The sequence below is a fragment of the Herbaspirillum rhizosphaerae genome, assembly GCF_046025915.1.
Taxonomy (GTDB): domain Bacteria; phylum Pseudomonadota; class Gammaproteobacteria; order Burkholderiales; family Burkholderiaceae_D; genus Herbaspirillum; species Herbaspirillum rhizosphaerae_A.
Map to the genome: position 1 here is coordinate 115,669 of NZ_JAQQFR010000015.1, position 21,282 is coordinate 136,950.

General features: G+C 59.3%; 16 protein-coding genes. 14 read left to right on the forward strand and 2 right to left on the reverse strand.

The features are described 5' to 3' along the window. The first annotated feature begins 61 nt into the window (after window positions 1-61). Window positions 62-472 carry a GNAT family N-acetyltransferase gene (locus PQR63_RS20595; protein WP_408169813.1) on the forward strand — a complete coding sequence of 137 codons (411 nt, stop codon included), beginning with the start codon at window positions 62-64 and terminating at the stop codon, window positions 470-472. A gap of 57 nt (window positions 473-529) precedes the next feature. On the opposite strand, the gene PQR63_RS20600 is transcribed toward PQR63_RS20595, so the two are convergent. Continuing rightward, window positions 530-1,447: a LysR family transcriptional regulator gene (locus PQR63_RS20600; RefSeq protein WP_408169814.1), complete on the reverse strand. Its 918-nt coding sequence runs from the start codon at window positions 1,445-1,447 to the stop codon at window positions 530-532. A 303-nt stretch (window positions 1,448-1,750) separates the two neighbouring features. On the opposite strand from PQR63_RS20600, the gene PQR63_RS20605 reads away from it, so the two are divergent. The 10 genes from PQR63_RS20605 to PQR63_RS20650 all read left to right on the forward strand — a co-directional run bounded on the left by PQR63_RS20605 (window position 1,751) and on the right by PQR63_RS20650 (window position 14,465). Then, window positions 1,751-2,629 carry an alpha/beta hydrolase gene (locus tag PQR63_RS20605; protein WP_408169815.1) on the forward strand — a complete coding sequence of 293 codons (879 nt, stop codon included), beginning with the start codon at window positions 1,751-1,753 and terminating at the stop codon, window positions 2,627-2,629. 38 nt (window positions 2,630-2,667) lie between these two features. Beyond that, window positions 2,668-3,612 (forward strand): ABC transporter permease, encoded by a 945-nt coding sequence (locus tag PQR63_RS20610; RefSeq protein WP_408169816.1) that lies wholly within the window; start codon window positions 2,668-2,670, stop codon window positions 3,610-3,612. Continuing rightward, the gene (locus PQR63_RS20615; protein ID WP_094562576.1) at window positions 3,609-4,430 is read left to right on the forward strand and encodes an ABC transporter permease; all 822 of its coding nucleotides are present in this window, start codon (window positions 3,609-3,611) and stop codon (window positions 4,428-4,430) included. The genes PQR63_RS20610 and PQR63_RS20615 overlap by 4 nt, the downstream gene beginning before the upstream one ends. 2 nt (window positions 4,431-4,432) lie before the next feature. Next, complete coding sequence (locus PQR63_RS20620) at window positions 4,433-6,124, forward strand: ABC transporter ATP-binding protein (RefSeq protein ID WP_408169817.1); 1,692 nt, start codon at window positions 4,433-4,435, stop codon at window positions 6,122-6,124. A gap of 55 nt (window positions 6,125-6,179) precedes the next feature. Then, window positions 6,180-7,769 carry an ABC transporter substrate-binding protein gene (locus PQR63_RS20625; protein WP_408169818.1) on the forward strand — a complete coding sequence of 530 codons (1,590 nt, stop codon included), beginning with the start codon at window positions 6,180-6,182 and terminating at the stop codon, window positions 7,767-7,769. A gap of 146 nt (window positions 7,770-7,915) precedes the next feature. Continuing rightward, window positions 7,916-9,052 (forward strand): C45 family autoproteolytic acyltransferase/hydrolase, encoded by a 1,137-nt coding sequence (locus tag PQR63_RS20630; RefSeq protein ID WP_408169819.1) that lies wholly within the window; start codon window positions 7,916-7,918, stop codon window positions 9,050-9,052. 498 nt (window positions 9,053-9,550) lie between these two features. Next, window positions 9,551-11,290: a methyl-accepting chemotaxis protein gene (locus PQR63_RS20635; protein ID WP_408169820.1), complete on the forward strand. Its 1,740-nt coding sequence runs from the start codon at window positions 9,551-9,553 to the stop codon at window positions 11,288-11,290. A gap of 223 nt (window positions 11,291-11,513) precedes the next feature. Continuing rightward, window positions 11,514-12,287: a gluconate 2-dehydrogenase subunit 3 family protein gene (locus PQR63_RS20640; RefSeq protein WP_408169821.1), complete on the forward strand. Its 774-nt coding sequence runs from the start codon at window positions 11,514-11,516 to the stop codon at window positions 12,285-12,287. Window positions 12,288-12,296: 9 nt separating this feature from the next. Further along, window positions 12,297-14,057 (forward strand): GMC family oxidoreductase, encoded by a 1,761-nt coding sequence (locus PQR63_RS20645; RefSeq protein WP_408169822.1) that lies wholly within the window; start codon window positions 12,297-12,299, stop codon window positions 14,055-14,057. A 36-nt stretch (window positions 14,058-14,093) separates the two neighbouring features. Continuing rightward, complete coding sequence (locus tag PQR63_RS20650; RefSeq protein WP_408169823.1) at window positions 14,094-14,465, forward strand: c-type cytochrome; 372 nt, start codon at window positions 14,094-14,096, stop codon at window positions 14,463-14,465. Between the two features lie 78 nt (window positions 14,466-14,543). Here the strand turns inward: PQR63_RS20650 and PQR63_RS20655 are convergent, their stop codons facing one another. After that, complete coding sequence (locus PQR63_RS20655) at window positions 14,544-15,305, reverse strand: TetR/AcrR family transcriptional regulator (protein ID WP_408169824.1); 762 nt, start codon at window positions 15,303-15,305, stop codon at window positions 14,544-14,546. Window positions 15,306-15,466: 161 nt separating this feature from the next. Between PQR63_RS20655 and PQR63_RS20660 the strand changes: the two genes are divergently transcribed. Genes PQR63_RS20660 through PQR63_RS20670 form a run of 3 tightly spaced genes read left to right on the forward strand, consistent with a single transcriptional unit; the run spans window position 15,467 to window position 21,239 of the window. After that, entirely contained in the window at window positions 15,467-16,636 is a 1,170-nt protein-coding gene (locus tag PQR63_RS20660) for an efflux RND transporter periplasmic adaptor subunit (RefSeq protein WP_408169825.1), read from the forward strand. Continuing rightward, window positions 16,633-19,785: an efflux RND transporter permease subunit gene (locus PQR63_RS20665; RefSeq protein WP_408169826.1), complete on the forward strand. Its 3,153-nt coding sequence runs from the start codon at window positions 16,633-16,635 to the stop codon at window positions 19,783-19,785. Before PQR63_RS20660 ends, PQR63_RS20665 begins: the two co-directional genes overlap by 4 nt. Further along, entirely contained in the window at window positions 19,785-21,239 is a 1,455-nt protein-coding gene (locus PQR63_RS20670) for an efflux transporter outer membrane subunit (protein WP_408169827.1), read from the forward strand. Before PQR63_RS20665 ends, PQR63_RS20670 begins: the two co-directional genes overlap by 1 nt. The last annotated feature ends 43 nt before the right edge of the window (window positions 21,240-21,282 follow it).

Genomic DNA, 21,282 nt, shown 5'->3' on the forward strand with positions numbered 1-21,282 from the left:
TTGCTTTACAGCTCGGCAAATGGGCAACTGGATTTCAACGCAACGTACAACATGCCACAACATGCAATACGAACTCAAAGACGAAGTCCCCTCGGTCAACGACTACATCAACATACGGCTGGCAGCCGGATTGAGCCGCAAATCCCCTGAAGCCGCGACGGTCGGCCTGAAGCATGGCTTGTTCAGCGTGATTGTCTATGCTGATTCAACACCAGTCGGTATCGGACGCGTCATCGGCGACGGTGGTTGCTTCTTTGAAATCGTCGATATCGCGGTGCTTCCGGCACATCAGAAAAAGGGCCTGGGCCATCTGATCATGCAGCGCCTCATGCGATATATTCACGAGACAGCCTTGCCCACAGCCTACGTCAGCCTGATGGCCGATCACGGTACGCCGGAGTTTTACAAGCGCTATGGATTTGAAGCCTCGCTGCCACCCGCGAAATCAGGGATGTCGCTGCGGATCACCTAGCCAATCATTTAACCTGCGACAGCCATCGTCGGCAAATACAACTGCGCCACAGACTTCCTACGACGACACGCCATTCTGCAGGCGGCCGCCCGGGCGCATACGCTGCAACTGCTCCAGCAATTCTTCCCGCACCACACTGGTAATGTGACTGCGACGGCCGCTTTCCAGAATACCGAGCCGGCGCGCAACCGGCCTGCCCGGCAGATGCAGTACGCACAGGCTGGGATCGCTTTCCCAGTCGAAGTTCTTCAGCAACGGCACCATGGTGAAGCCGACATTCTTGCGCACCAGCTCGACGATGGACAAGATCGAGTTCAGCTCCAGAAAATCCTGCGGCACCAACTGCATGCCGCGCATGATCTTGTCGATATGCGCGCCGGTCGGTGTGCGGCGGTCGAAACGGATGAAAGGAAAGCCGGCAAACAAGCTGCTGATCGTCGAGTCGGCGCTGGCGATACTGGAATTGGCAATCACGGTAAGCGTCTCGACGTAGCATTGCGTCCACAGCAAACCCGGTTTTTCAGGCCACTGGCGCTCCACCACCAAGGCCGCATCGAGTTCACCGCTGATGACGTCTTCCATCAGTTTGGATTGATCCTGCACGCGCAGCTCGACTTCCAGACTCGGATGCAGGAATTTGAGTTCAGTCAGCGTCGACGATAGCAAACCCATACCGGTAATCAGCGAACCCAGCTTGAGATTGCCGGCAATCGGTTCCTGATTTTGCAGATCGCGGCGCAGGGCCTCGTATTGCGCCAGCAGATCCACGGCGCGTGGCAACAGCAAATGCCCGGCCGGTGCCAGCACCATGCTGCGTCCGGTCTTGTCGAACAGCGTGGTTTTCAGCTCCGCTTCCAGTGCGCGCATCTGCTGGCCGACGGCAGCCTGCGTCAGTGAGACCTGATCGGCTGCGGCAGCAAAGGATCCACCATGGGCGGCAGCGACGAAGGTGCGAAGAAAACGGATGGTGCTCATAGGTGGATGGGAGCGCGCGAGGGAAATGGTGAAAGGTAAATAGTAAATAAATTCTTTATCTATGCTAAACGATTTCTACATTTTTATTTTCTTTTGTTTGTCACATAATCGAAACATAAGTTGACCATTTGCCGGCAAACCGTCCTACAAACCAGGCCATGACTGCTTCGATGCCTTCCGTTCCGATTCCCTGTACGCCGTCCGCTTATGCGAAAAATGCGCCAAATGCGGACTACATCGTCACCGACGCCGTTACAAGCTGTACCGCGCATCCCTCCCGTTTGTATTCATCAAGGATTTTCCATGTCTGACACCGTGACGGCGACCGCCGCCGAATTCGACCTGCGCGCCCGTGCCATTTACGATCTGGGCAACAGCACCATCTACGCCTCGCGCAGCGATCCACGTTTCTCCTACTGCACTTACGTACCGCCGCACATCGGCAGCGCCGGTTCGCGCCCGATGCAACTGGTGGTGGTCATGCACGGCACCGGCCGCGCCTTTACCGAATACCGCGATGCCTTTGCCGAGTTCGCCAAATGGAACGACTGCATCGTGCTGTGCCCGCTTTTCCCCGCCGGCCCGAAAGGCGACGGCAACCGTGACGGCTTCAAGCAATTGCGCGAAGGCGACATCCATTACGACGAAGTCCTGCTCGACATGGTCGATGAAGTAGCGACCAAGTTCGGCTGTGACTTTTCGAAATTCGCCCTATTCGGCTATTCCGGCGGCGGCCAGTTCGTCAACCGCTTCGGCTATCTGCATCCGGAACGCCTGTGGGCGCTGTCGGTCGGCGCGCCGGGTTCAGTCACGCTGCTCGACTTCAGTCAGGACTGGTGGGTCGGTGTGCGCGACTTTGCGACACGCTTCGGAAAACCCCTCAACCTGGATGCACTGAAGACACTGCCGGTCCATATGATCGTCGGCAAAGCCGATATCGAAACCTGGGAAATCACGCACAAGGAAGGCGGCAAGTTCTTCATGCCCGGTGCCAATGACGCCGGCAAAAACCGCCCTGAACGCCTGGGAAGCCTGCGCAAATCGTTTGAAGCCGCAGGCGTCAAGGTCAAGCTCGATGTGGTCGACAACGTCCCGCACAACGGCATGGCCTGCGTCGACAAGGTGCAGGATTTTTTCGCAGCGACGCTGCGCACTATGCGCAGCACATCGGCGGCAAGCTAGACTAGCCGACTTAATTTTCCGCGCGGAGAACACACCACATGTTTCGTTTCACGCTGAATCGACTGGCCATGGCGCTGCCGACCTTGTTCATCGTCGCAGTCGCGGTGTTTGTGCTGATCCGACTGATCCCAGGCGACCCGGCACAGCTGCTGCTGGGCGATCTCGCCGATCCGGCACGCCTGCTGGAGTTGCGCACGCATCTGGGACTCGACAAGAGCTGGCTGGTGCAGTTCGGCGTGTGGGGCGGCCATGCCTTGCGCGGCGATCTCGGCGTGTCGATCACGACCGGCGAACCGGTATTGCAACTGGTGTTGAGCCGCTTCATGGTGAGCGCACAGATCGTGGTCGTTGCCGTGATCCTCGCGGTGATCGTGGCGGTTCCGGCCGGCATGATTGCGGCATGGAAGCAAAACCGCCTGCCTGACCTCGCGCTGGTCGGTGCCGCCACCTTGCTGGTGTCCTTGCCGACCTTCTGGCTGGGCTTGCTGTTGTTGCTGTTCTTCGGGCTGAAGCTGGACTGGCTACCGGTGGTGGGTTACGTCTCGGTCATGACGGATTGGAAAACCGGCCTGTTGTATCTGGTGATGCCGATCATGACCTTGTTCCTGCATGAAATCGGCGTGCTCATCCGCATGGCGCGCGCCAGCACGCTGGAAGTATTGCGCCTCGATTACATCACCCACGCGCGCGCCAAGGGTCTATCCGAGCGCGCGGTGATGATGCGCCACGCCTTCCGCAATTCCTTCGGCCCGACCTGGACACTGATCGGCCTGGTGCTGGGCAATCTGCTCGGCGGCGTGGCCGTGGTGGAAACCGTGTTCACCGTGCCCGGCCTCGGCCGTCTGCTGGTGGATGCGATCTTTGCGCGCGACTATCCGGTGATTCAGGGATGTCTGCTGTTCGTGGCGGTGATCTATGTGCTGACCAATCTGGTCGTCGATCTCTGCTATCCCCTCTTCGATCCACGGGTGCTGGCCGAATGAAAAAATTCCGTACTCCGCAAGCGCTGATCGGTCTGCTGGTCATCGCGTTCATCCTCGGCGCTGCATTGCTGGCGCTAGTATGGACACCGCACGATCCGCTGAAAATCAGCTTCTCCGCACGCTTCCAGCCACCTGGCGCGGCATGGTTGCTTGGCACTGATGAATTCGGCCGCGATGAACTGTCGCGCCTGATGGCCGGTGCCTCCAACAGCGTGTGGATCAGCTTCCTGACGGTGCTGTTCGCCATCGTGGTCGGCACCTGTATCGGCGTGGTCACCGGCTTCGTGCGCGGCTGGGTGGATCGCATCGTGATGGCCTTCATCAATGCCTTGCTGGCCTTCCCCGGCCTGCTGCTGGCGCTGGCCTTGCTGGCAGTATTCGGAGCAAATCAATATGGCATCATCCTCGCGCTAGGCCTGGCGTATACACCCTCAGTCACACGGATCGTGCGCGGCACGGTGCTGTCGCTGCGAGAGAAAGAATTCATCGAATCCTCGCGCGTGCTGGGCAACTCCGAGCTCTACACCATGGTGCGCCATATCCTGCCTAACTGTATTGCGCCATTGACCGTGCTGGCGACGTCGATGTTCGGCTGGGTGATTCTGGCTGAGAGCGCCTTGTCCTTCCTCGGGCTGGGCGTACCGCCACCGGCACCGACCTGGGGCAACATGCTGGCCTCGGCGCGGCCTTACATGGAACAGGCGACTTACCTGTCGATCTTTCCTGGTCTGTGCATCGCACTCACGCTGCTGGGCATCAACTTCCTAGGCGACGCTGTGCGCGACCTGCTCGATCCACGCATGAAAGGTCTGGAATGAACATGGCTTCCACACCCGTCGCCAGCAAACTCGTTGACGTCTCCGGCCTGACCCTGTCCATCGGCGCCAAAGGACGGCAGATCGTACGCGACGTATCGTTCTCGGTTTCTCCCGGCGAATTCGTCGGTCTGGTGGGGGAATCCGGCAGCGGCAAGACGCAGGCCGCGCGTGCCATCATGGGACTGACACCATTGCCGTTGCTGCGTACAGCGGGCAGCATCGTGTTCGAAGGCGAAGACATCGCCCAAGCAGGTGAAAAACGCCTGCGCTCATTGCGCGGCGCACGCATCGGCATGGTGTTTCAGGAGCCGATGACCTCGCTCAATCCGTCCTCGACCATCGGCTCGCAACTGGATGAAGGCCTGGCGCTGCATCGCCCGCAACTGACCAAGACCATGCGCCGCGAACTGACGCTGGATATGCTGGCCCGCGTCGGCATTGCCGATCCCAGGGCAGCGCTGTCGGCATGGCCACATGAGTTCTCCGGCGGCATGCGTCAACGCATGATGCTGGCCTCCGTCATGCTGCTGGAGCCTGCGCTGCTGATTGCCGACGAACCCACTACCGCACTCGATGCCGTCGTGCAGCGCGACGTGCTGGAACTGATGGTCAACCTGACCCGCGAACGCAACACCGCGGTGCTGCTGATCAGCCATGACCTGCCGATGGTCGCGCGCTACACAGAACGCGTCATCGTGATGAAGCAGGGCGAAGTCGTCGAATCCGGCAACACCGCCGCCATGCTGGCGGCGCCTGCTCAAGACTACACGCGCAAGCTGCTGGAAGCGATTCCACGCCGCCAGCCGACACGCACCTTGCCGGCGGCCGAACCAGTGGTCGAAGTCCGCAATCTGGTGGTCGAATACGGCGGTCATCAGCGCCTGTTTTCAAAGACCGTTTCCAAGCGTGTTTTGCACAGCATCGATCTGGCCATCCAGCCGAAGGAAATCGTCGCCGTCGTCGGCGGCTCCGGCTCCGGTAAAACCACGCTGGGCCGCACCATCGCCGGACTGATCAAACCGACCGAAGGCGACATCCTGTTCAAGGGCCATGCCATCCATCGCAGCGATCCGGGCTGGCGCGACTATCGTCTCAATTGCCAGATGGTGTTTCAGGATCCCTACTCCTCGCTCAATCCGCGCATGACGATTGCACAACTGGTCGGCGAAGGCCTGCGTCAAGTCGACGGCATGTCGACCGCTGACAAGCGCGCCCGCGTGGCGAAGATGCTGCAGGAAGTCGGCCTCGACGGCAAATACGACGACCGCCATCCGCATGAACTCTCTGGCGGTCAGCGCCAGCGTGTTGCGATTGCACGTGCACTAGTGCGCCATCCTTCGTTCGTGATTGCTGATGAACCGGTATCGGCGCTGGATGTGACGGTACGCGCACAGGTGCTGGAATTGTTCGCAGAGCTGCAAGATCGCCACGGCTTCTCCTGCCTGTTCATCAGCCACGATCTCGGCGTGGTCGAACAAGTTGCCGACCGGGTATTGGTCATGCAAGGTGGCCGCATCATTGAGCAAGGCAGTCGCGATGCCGTCTTCGATCAGCCTCAGCATGCCTATACACGTACACTACTGTCAGCGATCCCCGCATTGATCCCGACACCCGGTGGCGGCATGCAGCTCAAATGGCGTTTTGACGAACCGGTGGCATCTGCAACAGCCATCGCCACACCAATCCATGCTTAACCGTATAACATCTTCGTCGATCTTTATTCACGCACAGCTCTCAAGGAAATCAGCCATGTCTTCTTCACAGTCTCCAGCACGCCTGCTGCTGAAAATGAGCGTAATGAGTGCCATGAGTACCATCGCAGCGTTGAGCGCGACTTCTGCTTTTGCACAGAATCCGGCGCAAATCGTCGTCGCGCAACCGGCGGATATCCGCTCCACCAATCCCGGCGTCAATCGCGACAACACGACGGACGGTGTGGTGCTCAACATTGTCGAAGGTCTGGTCGGCTATCACGAAAACGGTTCGGTCGGTCCGCTGCTGGCGAAGTCCATCAACGTCAGCCCCGACGGGCTGACCTATACCTTCAAGCTGCGCACCGGCGTCAAGTTTCACAACGGCGATCCGATGACCTCAGCCGACGTGCTGTGGAGCTGGAACCGTTACATGAATCCCAAGACCGACTGGCGCTGCTTGAGCGATTTCGACGGCCGTTCCGGCACCAAGGTCTTGTCGGCAACGGTGCCCGACGCACAAACCTTTGTGCTGAAGATCGACAAGCCATCGGCCATTTTCCTCGACAACCTGGCGCGCACCGATTGCGCCATGGCTGCGGTCATCAGCAAAAAATCCGTCAAGGCAGACGGCAGCTGGGACAAGCCGATCGGCACCGGCCCGTACAAGTTTGACGAATGGAAGCGCGGCGAATATGTCACCCTGAGCGCCTTCGCCGATTATCAATCGCCACCGGGTAACAAGCCGGACGGCTATCTCGGCCTGAAGAAGCCGCAAATTCCGCAGGTCAAGTTTCTCGACGTGCCCGATATGTCAACCTCCAAGGCAGGTTTGCAATCCGGCGCCATCGATGCCGGCCAGATCACCTCATCCGACGTCAAGGAGCTGAAGGCCAACCGCAATCTGAACGTCATCATCCCAAGCGAAGCCGGCAAGAACACCTTGCTGATGCAAACCAACGATCCGGTGCTGAAAGATGAAAGGATCCGTCAGGCGATTGCCTTGTCGCTGGACATGAAGCAGATCGTCGAAGCCGCTTCTGAAGGTCTGGCGCACGTCAACAACTCCGCGATTTACGACAAGTCATTGTTCTACAGCGCAGAGCAAAAGAAGGGTTATGTCTACAACCCGACCAAGGCCAAGCTGTTGCTGCAACAAGCCGGTTACCGTGGACAGCCTATCGTGATTCAGGCCAACAAGCGCGCGCACGTGCCGAGCTACACGGTGGCGGTATTGAGCCAGGCGATGATGCAGGCGGTCGGTATCAATGCCCAGATCGAAGTGCTGGAATGGGCCACGCAACTGGACCGCTACAACAGCGGCAATTACCAGATGAGTTCCTTCACGTATTCGTCACGCCTGGATCCGGCGCTGAGCTATGAGCAGTTCTCCGGCAACAAGACCAAACAGTCACGCAAGGTGTGGGACGATCCTGCTGCGCAAAAACTGATCGATCAGAGCTTTATCGAATCCGACACCAAGAAACGTCAGGTGCTGTTCGATCAACTGCACAACATGCTGATCACCAAGACGCCGCTGATCCTGCTGTACAACGTAACCGACTCCTGGGCTATTCGTAAACGCGTCTCCGGTTACACCGTCTGGGAAAGCAAACCCCTGATGTGGACCAGCAGCCTGGCCAGGTAAGAAGCGGCCGAACCCTCTGCGGCGGGTTGCTCACAGCAAGCAGATGAACATCCCGCCTTTTTCTTGTTGACCATTTTTTGCGAGCGCCTTCCGCCACCTCGCCAGGCTGCTGCATTGCCTGTTTCCTTTGAGGAGTACCCGACATCATGACTACCATTCAGCAATTTCCTTTTGTCTCCGTCTCCGGCACACCGCACGAGCGCGGCGTGCAATACGGCCAGCAGGCTGCCGATCGCGTGCGCGGCAGCATTGCGCTGTACGGACAGACGCTCGTCAACATCGGTTACGGCGAACAGGCGCGCAACAAGCTGATCGATTTTTTTGCCAGGCAGATCGGCGACTACGCGCCGCATTGCATCGACGAAATGCGCGGCATCGCCAAAGGTGCCAATGTGGACTTCGCCGACATCGTGATGATTAATGCGCGTACCGAAGTACTCGCCAAAGCTCGCGCTGAAAAAGTCGCCGCCGTCGACAACGAACCCGGCGACGGCTGCACCGGCGCACTGATCCTGCCGGAACGTTCAGCCACCGGCAATCTGATCCACGGACAAAACTGGGACTGGCGCGCCGAATGCGCCGACACCTCCATCGTGCTACGCGTACGCAACGACAACGGCCCCGATTTCCTGACCTTCGTCGAAGCAGGCGGACTAGCGCGCAGCGGCTTCAACAGCGCCGGCGTATCCATCACGGCCAACTATCTGGAATCGAACCGTGACTTCACGCAGCTGGGCGTACCGTTGTCGCTGATTCGTCGCAAGGTACTGGAACAGGAGATTTTTTCGCTGGCAATGAAGACCGTCGCGACCACGCCGAAGTCCTGCTCCAACAACATCATGCTGGGCATGGCCGAAGGCTTCGGCATCGACTTCGAATGCACGACGAATGAATCCTTCCCGATCTATCCCGGCGAAGACAATCTTATCGTGCATGCGAATCACTGGATGTCGCAAGTAGCACTGAGCAAGCTGGTCGATCTCGGCATCGCCAATTCACCCGACAGTCACTACCGCGACTGGCGCGTGCGCAAATTGCTCAACGGCGCCGGCGCCAAGCTCGGCCGCCAACAGATGAAGGATGCCTTCTTCGACAACTTCGGTCTGCCCTATTCGGTCTGCCGTCCACCGCGTCCGGGCAGCCATGACAATCTCTCAGCCACCGTAGCGATGGTAATCATGGAACCGGCAGTGCGCGAGATGGAAGTGGCGCCGCTACCGGCATTGAATCGCGTGTTCACTCGCTACAGTCTCGACTACGATCCGGTGTTGTTGGCGGCATAGTCGGCCGCCTGGTCGGGCGCAAATCAACGACGTCATTGATGCGTCGTGTTGTCACCTTGTTTTTGCTCTGCGACGGCAAGCTCATCGCAGAGCAATAACTGAGGAATCGTGAGGGAAAATTTCGTCATTGCGTCAGCATTTTGTCAGCAAAAATATCCCAGAGTATTTGCGCAAATCCTCATTCATTGTCTTTAAATAAAGAGCGCTTCTTTTAATTGTAAATTCTCTGCATTTTTCAGAGAAATTGCTTCAGAACATCATCACCCCCGCCGTTAATACCTTGTGAAAATGCGTTGGCCTGCAAATGCCTGACGAGAAATCGCCGCTTCCTCTTGATGGTGCACAGACGATATTGATAAAAAACATATCGACGACAGAGACAAGGTGGTTTGAGCTTGCTGCATTTTCTTTATTGATGAACGCTTGCCCGGAAAACATCCCCAGCCAGCAATACCAGCAACATTGCCGCTCTCAATTCAAAAGAAAAAAGATCTCAACATGAAAACCCTCAGACTCACCATCAAGTCCCGCCTTGCACTCGCCATGGCGATTCTGTCCGTCCTGCTTCTCGCCATTGGCATGACCGGTCTGTTCGGCATGTCGACCGTCGTGAAGATCAATCGCGAGCTGTATCAGGTGCGCATGCCAAAGACCGTTGCCGCTGACAATACCCTGCTGTGGGTCGGCCGCCAGCGCACCTCGCTGGACCAGGCTGCATTGACGACAGACCCGGCCTGGGCGCAGCAAATGTATAAGACAGAAGCGGACGTCGGCAAGCAGGCACTGGAATGGTGGGCCAAATACGCAGCGCTGCCGCAAAGCGAACAGGCCAAGAAGCTGGTGCAGGATGTGACAGAAGGCCTCACCAAGACTGAGAAGGCCATTGATGAATTCCGTGACGCCATCAAGGGCGGCGACCGTCAGCAGATTTCCGACAAGGCGCGTGTAGTCGGCACGGTTTATACCGCGATGCAAAAGAGCGGCACGCTGCTCAACGAATATGAAACCGACGCAGCGCGCCAGAACTATGAAGACTCGCTGAACCGCTACGAAAATTTCCGCATGATTTCGATCGCCGCAGTGGCGATCGGTTTGCTGCTCGCCGGCTATAGCTGGTTCTCGCTGCGTCGTGCGATTTCGCGTCCGATCGAGCAAGCCCTCAAGCATTTCGACGACATCGCTGAAGGCGACCTCACTCACCGCGTACACGTGCATTCGACCGATGAAATGGGCCAGTTGCTGACCGGTTTGTCGAAGATGCAGGACAACCTGACCAAGACCGTTTCCACGGTCCGCACCGGCAGCGATGCCATCGCCACCGCGACCAAGGAAATCAGCGCCGGCAATCTCGACTTGTCCTCCCGCACCGAGCAACAAGCTGCCTCGCTGGAAGAAACTGCTTCCAGCATGGAAGAGCTGACCAGCACCGTGAAGCACAACGCCGACAACGCGCGCCAGGCATCCACGCTAGCCGTCAATGCCTCGCAAATCGCCAGCGCCGGCAACGACGTTGTCAGCCGCGTCGTGACCACCATGGATGAAATCCGCGATAGCTCCACCAAGATCACCGAAATCGTCGGCATCATCGACGGCATCGCCTTCCAGACCAACATTCTCGCGTTGAACGCAGCGGTGGAAGCCGCCCGCGCGGGCGAACAGGGCCGCGGCTTCGCGGTGGTCGCCAGCGAGGTACGTGCCCTGGCGCAGCGTTCCTCCAGCGCCGCCAAGGAAATCAAGGATCTGATCATGCTGTCGGTCGACCGCGTGCAAACCGGTTCGGCGCTGGCAGGCCAGGCAGGTCAAACCATGAGTGAAATCATCGGTGCAGTGCAACGTGTAACCGACATCATGGGGGAGATCTCTTCCGCCTCGAGCGAACAAAGCTCGGGTATCGATCAGGTCTCGCGAGCAGTCTCCCAAATGGATGAAGCCACACAGCAAAATGCTGCACTGGTCGAACAAGCCAGTGCAGCAGCGAAGTCGCTGGAGCAGCAGGCCTTGTCGCTGAAAGACGCCGTCTCCATTTTCAAGATCATCGAAGAACAGCGCAGCCATCAAGCGTACGCCAAACCGACTTACTCGACAGCTCCTTCCCGTACGCCGGTCAAGGCACGCAGCACAAAATCCATCACGCCACTGAAGATGTCTTCCTCGGCGACACCGGCGTTGGCGTCCGCCAAACCCGCCATCGGCAAGCCACCCGCGGCTTCGTCGAACGACGATTGGGAAACTTTCTGATCCGATATCTCAATCGAACAGCCAATCATGTCTGATCGCGCAACACCTTAATCATGACCGGAGAGATGAAACAGTCTTTCCGGTCGGTGATCGCATTCCCTTTTTCGTTTCTGTTTTGATGATGTTTTCCACGTGTGACATCACGTCGGCAGAGACATCCGATGAGTAGAATCCGCTTGCGACCGCACACCACAATCTCACCCACTTACACAAGGAGGCACAGATGAGTGACGACAACACCCAACCACCACCACGGCGGCATTTTCTGCGACAGGTCATTACTGTTGCAGGCACTGCATCGCTCTCTTCTCCACTGGCTGTTGGCGCCGGAGCCGGTGCAGCGATCGCGGCCTCCGCCGCAAGCGCTGCCGATGCACCGGCCGCAGCTGCAACTCCGGCAGCCTCCCCGGGCCTGATCGGCTACGAAAGCTTCAGCGCCGATGAAGCCGCTTTCGTCGAAACCATGGTCAACATCATGTGCCCGGCCGATCAGTTCACGCCCAACGGCGTCGACTGCGGCCTGGCGATTTTCATCGACCGCCAATTGAGCGGCGCTTACGGCAAAGGCGCCGGTCGCTACATGAGCGGCCCGTGGCTGCAAGGCAAGCCGCAACTCGGCCTGCAATTGCCGCTGACGCCCGAACAGTTCTTCAAGGCTGGCGTGGAAGCCGCCAACCGCCAGGCGATCAAGAAGTTCGGCAAAGCCTTCGACCAGTTGGCGCCGGCAGATGCCGATGCTTTCCTCGCCGCCATCGCCGACGGCAAAGTGGTCGACGAAGACACCCCGCTGGGATCCTGGTTCAACGAGCTGATGTATCCCTTGTTCACGCAAGCCTGTTACGCCGATCCGCTATACGGCGGCAATAACAACAAGGTGTTCTGGAAGATGCTCGGCTATCCCGGCTTGCCGGCGACGCACACGCTGGACATGGTGAACTACCGCGGCAAACCCTTCCCCGGCGCAAAAGATCCCAAGTCCATCCTCGACTTCAGCTAAGGACACAACATGATAAAAAAACTGGAAAAGCGGACGGTCGTAATCGTCGGCGGCGGGCTCACTGCGGGCCTGGTTTCGCGTCAGCTGACGGCACAAGGGATTGACGTGCTGGTGCTGGAACGCGGCGGCGATCACAGCAACGGCGCCGAAGCCAAGCTGCCGTCGCAACGCGATGAGTTGCGCTGGGACGTGCGCCAGGGCCTGGTGCAAAAATGGAACGTGCAGACGTACACGCTGCGTCATTCGCGCAGCGACACCTCGCTGCCGGTGCGCTGGATGGAAGCCTTTCTGCCCGGCGAAGGCATGGGCGGCGCCGCCAATCACTGGAACGGCCACACTTGGCGTTGGGCCGAATATGACCCGACCTTGCGCACGCATTACACCAATCGTTACGGCGCCAAGGCAATCCCCGCCAACATGCCGCTGCAGGACTGGGGCGTCACTTACAAGGAGATGGAGCCTTACCACGACCTGTTTGAGAAACTGTTCGGCATCTCTGGTAAAGCGGGCAACATCAACGGCAAAAAGCAGGCCGGCGGCAATCCGTTCGAAGCGCCACGGCGCGGCGAGTATCCGCAGAAGCCGCTGGAAATCACTGAAGCCGGCACCGTCTTCAGACAGACTGCAGAGAAAATGGGTTATCACCCGTTCCCGACACCGGCGGCAAATTCCTCCGGCGTCTACACCAATCCGGACGGACAGAAACTCGGCCAATGCCAATATTGCGGTCACTGCGAACGCTTCATCTGCGAAGCGCAAGCCAAGGCTTCTCCGGAAGTGCTGCTGTATCCGATGCTGAAGGAACGCAAAGGTTTTGAAATACGCCTGAACAGTCATGTGCTCGGCGTCAACTACGACGCGCAGACCAAGCGCGTGACCGGCGTGCGCTACCTCGATCTGCGCAGCGGCCAGGAGTATGAACAGCCGGCTGACGTCGTCGTGCTGGGCGCATTCACCATGACCAACACCAAACTGCTGCTGCTCGACAAGATCGGCACGCCGTATGATCCGGTCACCGGCAAGGGCGTGGTCGGCAAGAACTTCTGCTACCAGACTACCTCTGCCGTGAACGTGTTCATGAAGGACCGCTGGACCAATCCTTTCTTGTCTACCGGCAGCACCGGCACCGTGATCGACGACTTCAACAACGACAACTTCGACCACACGGGTCTGGGCTTCCTTGGCGGCGGCATGATCAGCGCCAACATGTTCAGCGGCCGCCCTATCGTCGCACGTCGCCTGCCACCGGGTACGCCACGTTGGGGCACCAAGTGGAAGCAGGCCAACGTGGACTGGTATGCGCATTCCTTCGGCATGTCGATCCAGGGCAGCTGCTATCCGAACACGGAAAACTTCCTCGACCTCGATCCCGTATACAAGGATGCCTACGGCCAGCCGCTGGTGCGCATGACTTTCGACTGGCGTGAAAACGAGACCAAGATGTCGGCCTACGTCACCAAGAAAATGGAAGACATCGCCAAGGCGATGGGTGCCGACATCGTCGGGCCGGCGGTGCCGCGCAAGAGTCCGTTCGACATCCGCGCCTACCAGACCACGCACATCACCGGCGGCACCCCGATGGGTACGGATCCGGCGCATAGCGTTGTTTCTCCGCGCCTGCAGCACTGGGACGCGCAGAATCTGTTCGTGGTCGGCGCTTCGGTGTTCCAGCACAACTCGGGCTACAACCCGACCGGTCCGCTGGCGGCGCTGGCAGTCCGTCTGGGTGACGATCTGGTGCGCTACGTGCAACGTCCGCGCATGCTGTGATGCGCGACGGGTATTCAACATTTTGAGGAGCAATCAATGAAATATTTCCACCGCGCAGCGCTGGCTGCCGCAATCGTGTTGTCGGCGGCGTCGCTGCCGGCCATGGCGCAGGACGTCAACGCCGGCAAACTGGTTTTCGCGCAATGCGCCGCCTGCCACACCGTTACCGCCGCCAACGGCATCGGTCCCGGCTTGCTGGGCATCGTCGGCCGCAAGTCGGCATCGTCGCCGGGCTTTCGCTACAGCCCGGCGCTCAAGCGCGCCAACCTGACCTGGGATGAAAAAAAACTGGACGCTTACATCGCCGATCCGCAGAAGCTGTTGCCGGGCAACGTCATGCCGTTCTCGGGCATCGCCGACGCCAAGCAACGCGCTGATCTGATTGCATATCTGAATAGTGTGAAGTAAGCCGCAGCGCCAAGCTCGCCCGGCTTGCTCCTGCGGGAGCAGGCCCGAGCGCGCCGTACTTTTCTGCTACCGGCGCTCTTATTTCGTTTTCTTTTTAGCGACGGCCGGCGCTTTGGCTTTTTTCGCCGATGCCGGCGCGACTGCTGCAGCCATGGCAGCAGACGCATGCGGCATCGCAATCGTCGCTTTGAGAAACAATGACAAGACTGCCTCGGCGGTCTTGTCGTTAATGCGTTCCGGATCACAGCGATGGGCGAAGCACACGCCTTCACACAAGGCCATCAGACCGATTGCGATCTGGTGAGCCGGTGCGATCGACGGGGTATTGGTCAGACGCGCGAAGATCTCGACAAACTCGGCGATCTGTTGGTGGCGCTCACGCAGGAAGATGCTCAGTGTGGCGCGGAATTTTTCATCGCGCATGGCGACGATCTTGGCTTCCATCCACAGCTGGCTGCACATGTCGTCGCGGTACAGTGTGCTGTAGTAACCGGAAATCTTTTCCATCAACGCGGTCGGATCGATCACCGGCGACTGGAACAGGCGGTGAAATTCCAGATCGATGTCCGCGCTCTCCCGACGCAGTAATTCAAAAAACAACTCGGTCTTGTCGCCGAAGTTGGAATAGAACGCACCCCGCGTATAACCTGCGGCGGCGGTAATGTCTTCCACGCTGGCCAGCGTGAATCCCTTTTGAACGAACACGGCATGCGACGCCTCGAGCAGGCGTTGGCGCGTCTGCTCGCGGCTTTGCTCGCGGCTCAGGCGCTGACGTCCTGCGGACGGGATTTCCGTTTTGGCAACTAATTTGGCGTTGGCGGTGGTCATGGCTTTGCTCATGGCGTGATTTTAGCATCGATGCATTCAAATACATCATTGCATCTGAATTCATTAGTGTATTAGAATGCCAAAAAATTCCCGCATGCGCTTAAAAAATTAATCAGGTTGCAGGGTTCGGAACGGCTGACGATCCGGACATCACATTTCCAGAAAGGAATGCCGTGAAGTTTACTCATCATCGCCGTACCACGTCCCCCCTCCCTACCCGCTCTCCGGTGTTGCTGCCGTTGGTGCTGGCCGTCACGCTGGCCCTGGCCGCGTGTCAGAAACCGGCCCCGGTCGCCGATGCACCGCGTGAAGTCGTCGTCCTCCCGGCACAAACCGACAGTGGAAGACAAATGCTGACCTTGCCCGGCGAAGTGCAGTCGCGCTTCTCGACACCGATGTCGTTCCGCATTGCCGGGCAAGTCATCGAACGCCGCGTGCATCTGGGCGATACCGTGCGCAAGGGTGATGTTGTGGCGCGTCTTGATCCTGTCGATGCCGAACACAACGCCGCCAGCGCGGAAGCCGACCTGGCCTCTGCGCGTGAGCATTTCGACGCTGCCGAAAAGCAGTTGCAACGCGACACCCTGCAAGCCCGCGACAAACTGATCAGCACGCTGCAACTTGAACAAACCCAGGATGCCTATGCCGCCGCCAAGGCGCAGCTTAAAGGCGCAACGGCACGCGCTGCGGTGGCCGGCAACCAGCGCAATTACACCCGCCTGATCGCGGAACACGATGGCGTCATCAGCGCAGAACAAGCAAATACCGGCGAAGTGCTGGCAGCCGGACAACCGGTGTTTTCGCTGGCATGGTCGGGGGCCACGGATGTCACGACCGAAGTCTCCGAAAGCCAGGTAGCCAAGATCCGCGTGGGTGCTCCGGCCACTGTCAAACTGACAGCGCTGCCAGATCAGAAATTGACCGGCCGCGTGCGCGAAGTCAGTCCCGCCGCCGATCCGCAAAGCCGCACCTTCCGCGTCAAGGTGACACTGGAGACACAGAATCCTTCCCTGCGTCTGGGTATGAGCGGCGAAGTCTCCATCAATACATCTGCGCAAGAAAAGACCGTATCCACAACCTCGACCACTACCACCACTACTGTCATCCCCGCCACCGCGCTGTTCCATCAAGGCAATCGTCCGGCGGTGTGGATCGTGCGGCCTGCCGACGGCAAGCTGGAATTGCGTCCGGTTATCGTCAGCGCTTACGGTGAGCGCAGTGTCACACTGAGCGACGGCGTCACCGGCGGTGAAAAGATCGTGGTTCAGGGTGTGCATACGCTGACCGCCGGCGAGAAAGTGAAACCGATCGCGCCGCTGCATGCTGAGGACTTCGCACTATGAGCGCACCCGGACGTTTCAACCTGTCGTCGTGGACTTTGCAGCATCAGGCGCTGGTCACCTTCATCCTGGCGCTGATCACGTTGCTGGGCATCGGCTCCTATTCCAAGCTGTCGCAATCGGAAGACCCGCCGTTCACCTTCAAGGTCATGGTGATCCAGACCGACTGGCCGGGCGCCACCGCGCGCCAGGTGCAGGAGCAGGTCACCGACCGCATCGCGCGCAAATTGCAGGAGACGCCTGACGTCGACTTCTTGCGCAGCTATTCGCGCCCGGGCCAGTCACAGTTGTTCTTCACGATCAAGGACACCGCGCCTGCCGCACAAGTGCCGAAGACCTGGTACGAAGTCCGCAAAAAAGTCGGCGACATCGCCGCGACTTTGCCCAGCGGCGTCAAGGGTCCCTACTTCAACGATGAATTCGGCGACGTCTATACCAACATCTACGCACTGGAAGGCGACGGTTTCTCGCCCGCGCAATTGCGCGACTACGCCGACCAGCTGCGCGGTGAATTGCTGCGCGTGCCGGGTGTGGGCAAGATCGATTATTTCGGCGATCGCAATCAGCATATCTACATCGATATTTCCAACGCACAGATGTCGCGGCTGGGCATCAATCCGCAACAACTGGGCGACCTGATTGGCGCACAGAATGCGGTGGCGCCGGGCGGCCTGATCACCACCGGCAATGACCGTTTGTATGTGCGCCCAAGCGGACAGTTCAACGACGTCAAAGCGATCAGCGACAAAATCATTCGCATCAACAATCGCAACTTCCGTCTCGGCGACATTGCCACAGTCACGCGTGGCTATGATGATCCGCAAGAGCAGCAGATGCGTTCCGACGGTAAGCCGGTACTCGGCATCGGCGTCACCATGCAACCCGGTGGCGATGTCATCAAACTCGGCAAGGCGCTTGATGAAAGCACTGAAGCATTGCGCACACGCCTGCCGGCCGGTCTGAAACTGACCGCCGTTTCCAGCATGCCGCATGCAGTGGAAAAATCAGTCGACGATTTCCTGGAAGCCGTCGCCGAAGCGATTGCGATCGTGCTGGTGGTCAGCCTGCTGTCACTGGGGATCCGTACCGGCATGGTGGTGGTGATCTCGATCCCTATCGTGCTGGCAGTGACCGCACTGTTCATGTATATGTTCGACATCGGTCTGCACAAGGTGTCGCTTGGTACGCTGGTGCTGGCGCTGGGCTTGCTGGTGGACGATGCCATCATCGCAGTGGAAATGATGGCCGTGAAACTCGAACAAGGCTGGAACCGACGTCGTGCCGCTGCATTCGCCTATACCAGCACCGCCTTCCCGATGCTGACCGGCACGCTGGTGACGGTATCCGGCTTCCTCCCGATTGCACTGGCGAAGTCCGGCACCGGCGAATACACGCGTTCGATCTTTGAAGTGTCGGCAATCGCGCTGCTGCTGTCGTGGCTTGCAGCGGTGGTTCTGATTCCGCTGCTGGGCTATCACATGCTGAAGGAAAAGCCGCAGCCTGAAGGCGCTGCGCAAGACGATGAAACGGATCATTCACACGAAGCCCACGAAGAAGATCACGATCACGCCATTTACAAGACCCGCGTCTACACCCGCCTGCGCAGCATGGTGGCGTGGTGCGTGGCATTTCGCGGCCGCGTGGTGATCCTCACAGCGCTGCTGTTCGTCGGTTCGCTCGCCGCATTCGGCCTGGTGCCGCAGCAATTCTTCCCGAGTTCTGACCGTCCGGAACTATTGATCGACCTGCGCCTGCCGGAACGTGCCTCGTTTGAAGCAACCCAGCGCGAAGCCTTGCGCATGGAGGCGGTATTGAAGGGTCGTCCTGAAATCGACCACGTCGTCAACTTCGTCGGCACCGGCGCGCCGCGCTTCTATCTGCCGCTGGATCAGCAACTGCCAAGCACCAACTTTGCGCAATTCGTCGTGACCGCCAAATCGGTTGAGGATCGCGAAAAACTGGCTAAGGCACTGGAGCAACCATTGCGTGAGCAATTCAGCGGCCTGCGTACACGCCTGACACGTCTGGAAAACGGCCCGCCGGTCGGCTTCCCGGTACAGTTCCGCGTCAGTGGCGAAAAGATCCCTGAAGTCCGCGCCATCGCTGAAAAAGTCGCAGCAGAAATCCGCAAGGAGTCGCGCGCCACTAACGTCCAGTTCGACTGGGACGAGCCGGCGCAACGCTCGGTCACTTTCGAACTCGATCAGAAGCGCGTCGCTGAAATGGGTCTGACCACGCAACAAGTGTCCAGCTTCTTGGCGATGAATCTGTCGGGCTACACCGTCACTCAGTATCGTGAACGCGACAAGCTGATCAGCGTTGATCTGCGCGCACCGCGCAGCGAACGCGTCGATCCTGCACGCCTTAGTTCGCTGGCGATACCGACCGCTTCCGGTTCGGTGCCGTTGAGCACGCTGGGCCACATCCGCAATGAGCTGGAATACGGCATCATCTGGGAACGCGATCGTCAGCCCACCATCACGGTGCTGGCCGATGTACGCGCCGGCGTGCAAGGTATCGACGTGAGCAATGCATTGGATGAAAAACTGGCAAGCTTGCGCAAGGAACTTCCGGTCGGCTATCGCATCGCCGTCGGCGGACCGGTCGAAGAAAACGCCAAGGCGCAATCCTCGATCTCGGCGCAGATGCCGCTGATGGTGATTGCGGTGTTGGTATTACTGATGGTGCAGTTGCAAAGTTTCGGCCGCACCATGATGGTGGTGATGACGGCACCGCTGGGCATGATCGGCGTGGTCGGCGCACTGCTGCTGTTCCACCAGCCGTTCGGCTTCGTCGCGATGCTGGGTACGATCGCCATGCTCGGCATCATCATGCGTAACTCGGTGATTCTGGTCGATCAGATCGAGCAGGACATCAGCGCCGGCCGCAAGCGTTTCGACGCCATCGTCGGCGCCACGGTGCGACGCTTCCGTCCGATCACGCTGACTGCCGCTGCTGCGGTGCTGGCGCTGATCCCGCTGTTGCGCAGCAACTTCTTCGGCCCGATGGCGACCGCACTCATGGGCGGCATCACCGTCGCCACTGTGCTGACTCTGTTCTATCTGCCGGCACTGTATGCCTTGTGCTACAAGGTCAAGCCGAGCGAGACCGCCTATGCCGATTCCGACACTGCATCTGAAGGGAGCCGCTAATGCGTGCCGTTCATTTACCCCCTCCACGTTACGCTCTCTATCTGCTTGCGCTGACCTTGTCCGGCTGCGCGCTCGGCCCGAAAGGCATCGCGCCCGATATGCCGCAACCGGCACACTACGGCGTCGAAGCCACACCCGGCGAAATCGGTTCGGCCGATGCTTCCCAGAAATTCGCTTTGGGCGAACGCCCGGTACCGACCTGGTGGGAAGCCTATCGTTCGCCGCAATTGTCGGCCTGGGTGGAAGAAGCGCTGGCGAAGAATTATTCGCTGTCGCAGGCTTCGCATAGTCTGACCGCGGCCAAAGAGCAACTTCGCGCACAGATCAACGAATCGCTGTTCCCGACTGTCGATGCGGTGCTGCAATCGAATCGCCAGCGCGCACTTGGCCTGCCGAACATCGGTGCGCCGACTAATCTGTACAACGTCTTTGCCGGCGAACTCAACGTCAGCTACACCTTCGACTTGTTTGGTGTGGAACGCTATGCAAACTCCGCACTGGCGGCGCAGGTCGACGCGCAGTCCTATCAACTCGACGCTGCTCGCCGCGCACTGGCTGCCAATGTGGTGATCGCAGCAGTCAACGGTGCAGCCTTGCGTGCACAAGTGGAGGCGACGGAACGGCTGGTGCAACTGGCGGATGCCGACACGGCGGAAGTACGGCGCCGCGTGGAACTCGGTTCTGCGTCGAACAGCGATTTGCTGAATGCGCAGGCGGGTGCGGAATCCTTGCGAGCGGGATTACCGGGATTGCGCACGCAATGGCAGGCTGCGCGTCATGCACTGGCGGTCTTGATGGGACGTACACCTGATGCCGCACCACCCGATCTGGAGTTGGCAGCATTGACGCTGCCGGAACGTGTGCCGGTGGCAGTGCCGTCCGATCTGCTGAAACAGCGCCCCGATATCCTCGCCGCCGATGCGGCATTGAAGGTGGCCGCTGCGCAGGAAGCACTGGCCACAGCGGAGATGTTCCCCAGTCTGTCGATCACCGGCTCCTTCGGCCGCGCCGGTTTCTCCTGGCCCAAGGCTACCAGCGGCGCGGGCGCAGTGTGGGGCATCGGTGCATCGCTGACGCAGCCGCTGTTCCATGGCGGCGCGCTGCAAGCACGGCGCCGGGCGGCACAGGACGAGTATCTGGCGTCGCAGGACAACTATCGCCAGACCGTGCTCAACGCCTTCCAGAACGTTGCCGACAGCCTGAGCGCCCTGACCCACGATGCCGATACGCTGACCGCGGCGAGCAACGCGCGCAAGCATAGCGAACAGTACTGGCGTGATGCGGAGCGACGCGCGGCACTCGGTGCCATCGCGCCCAGCGTAACGCGGGCCGGCGAGAAACAGTTCCAGAATGCGCGGCTGACGGAGATTCGCGCCGTCGCCACGCGACTGGCGGATACGGCAACCTTGTTCCAGGCGATGGGAATTCCGCAGAGGGAAGAGAAGAGCGAGTAATGTCGCAATCAGGGCCGGTCAATCGTAGACCGGCCCCGATGCA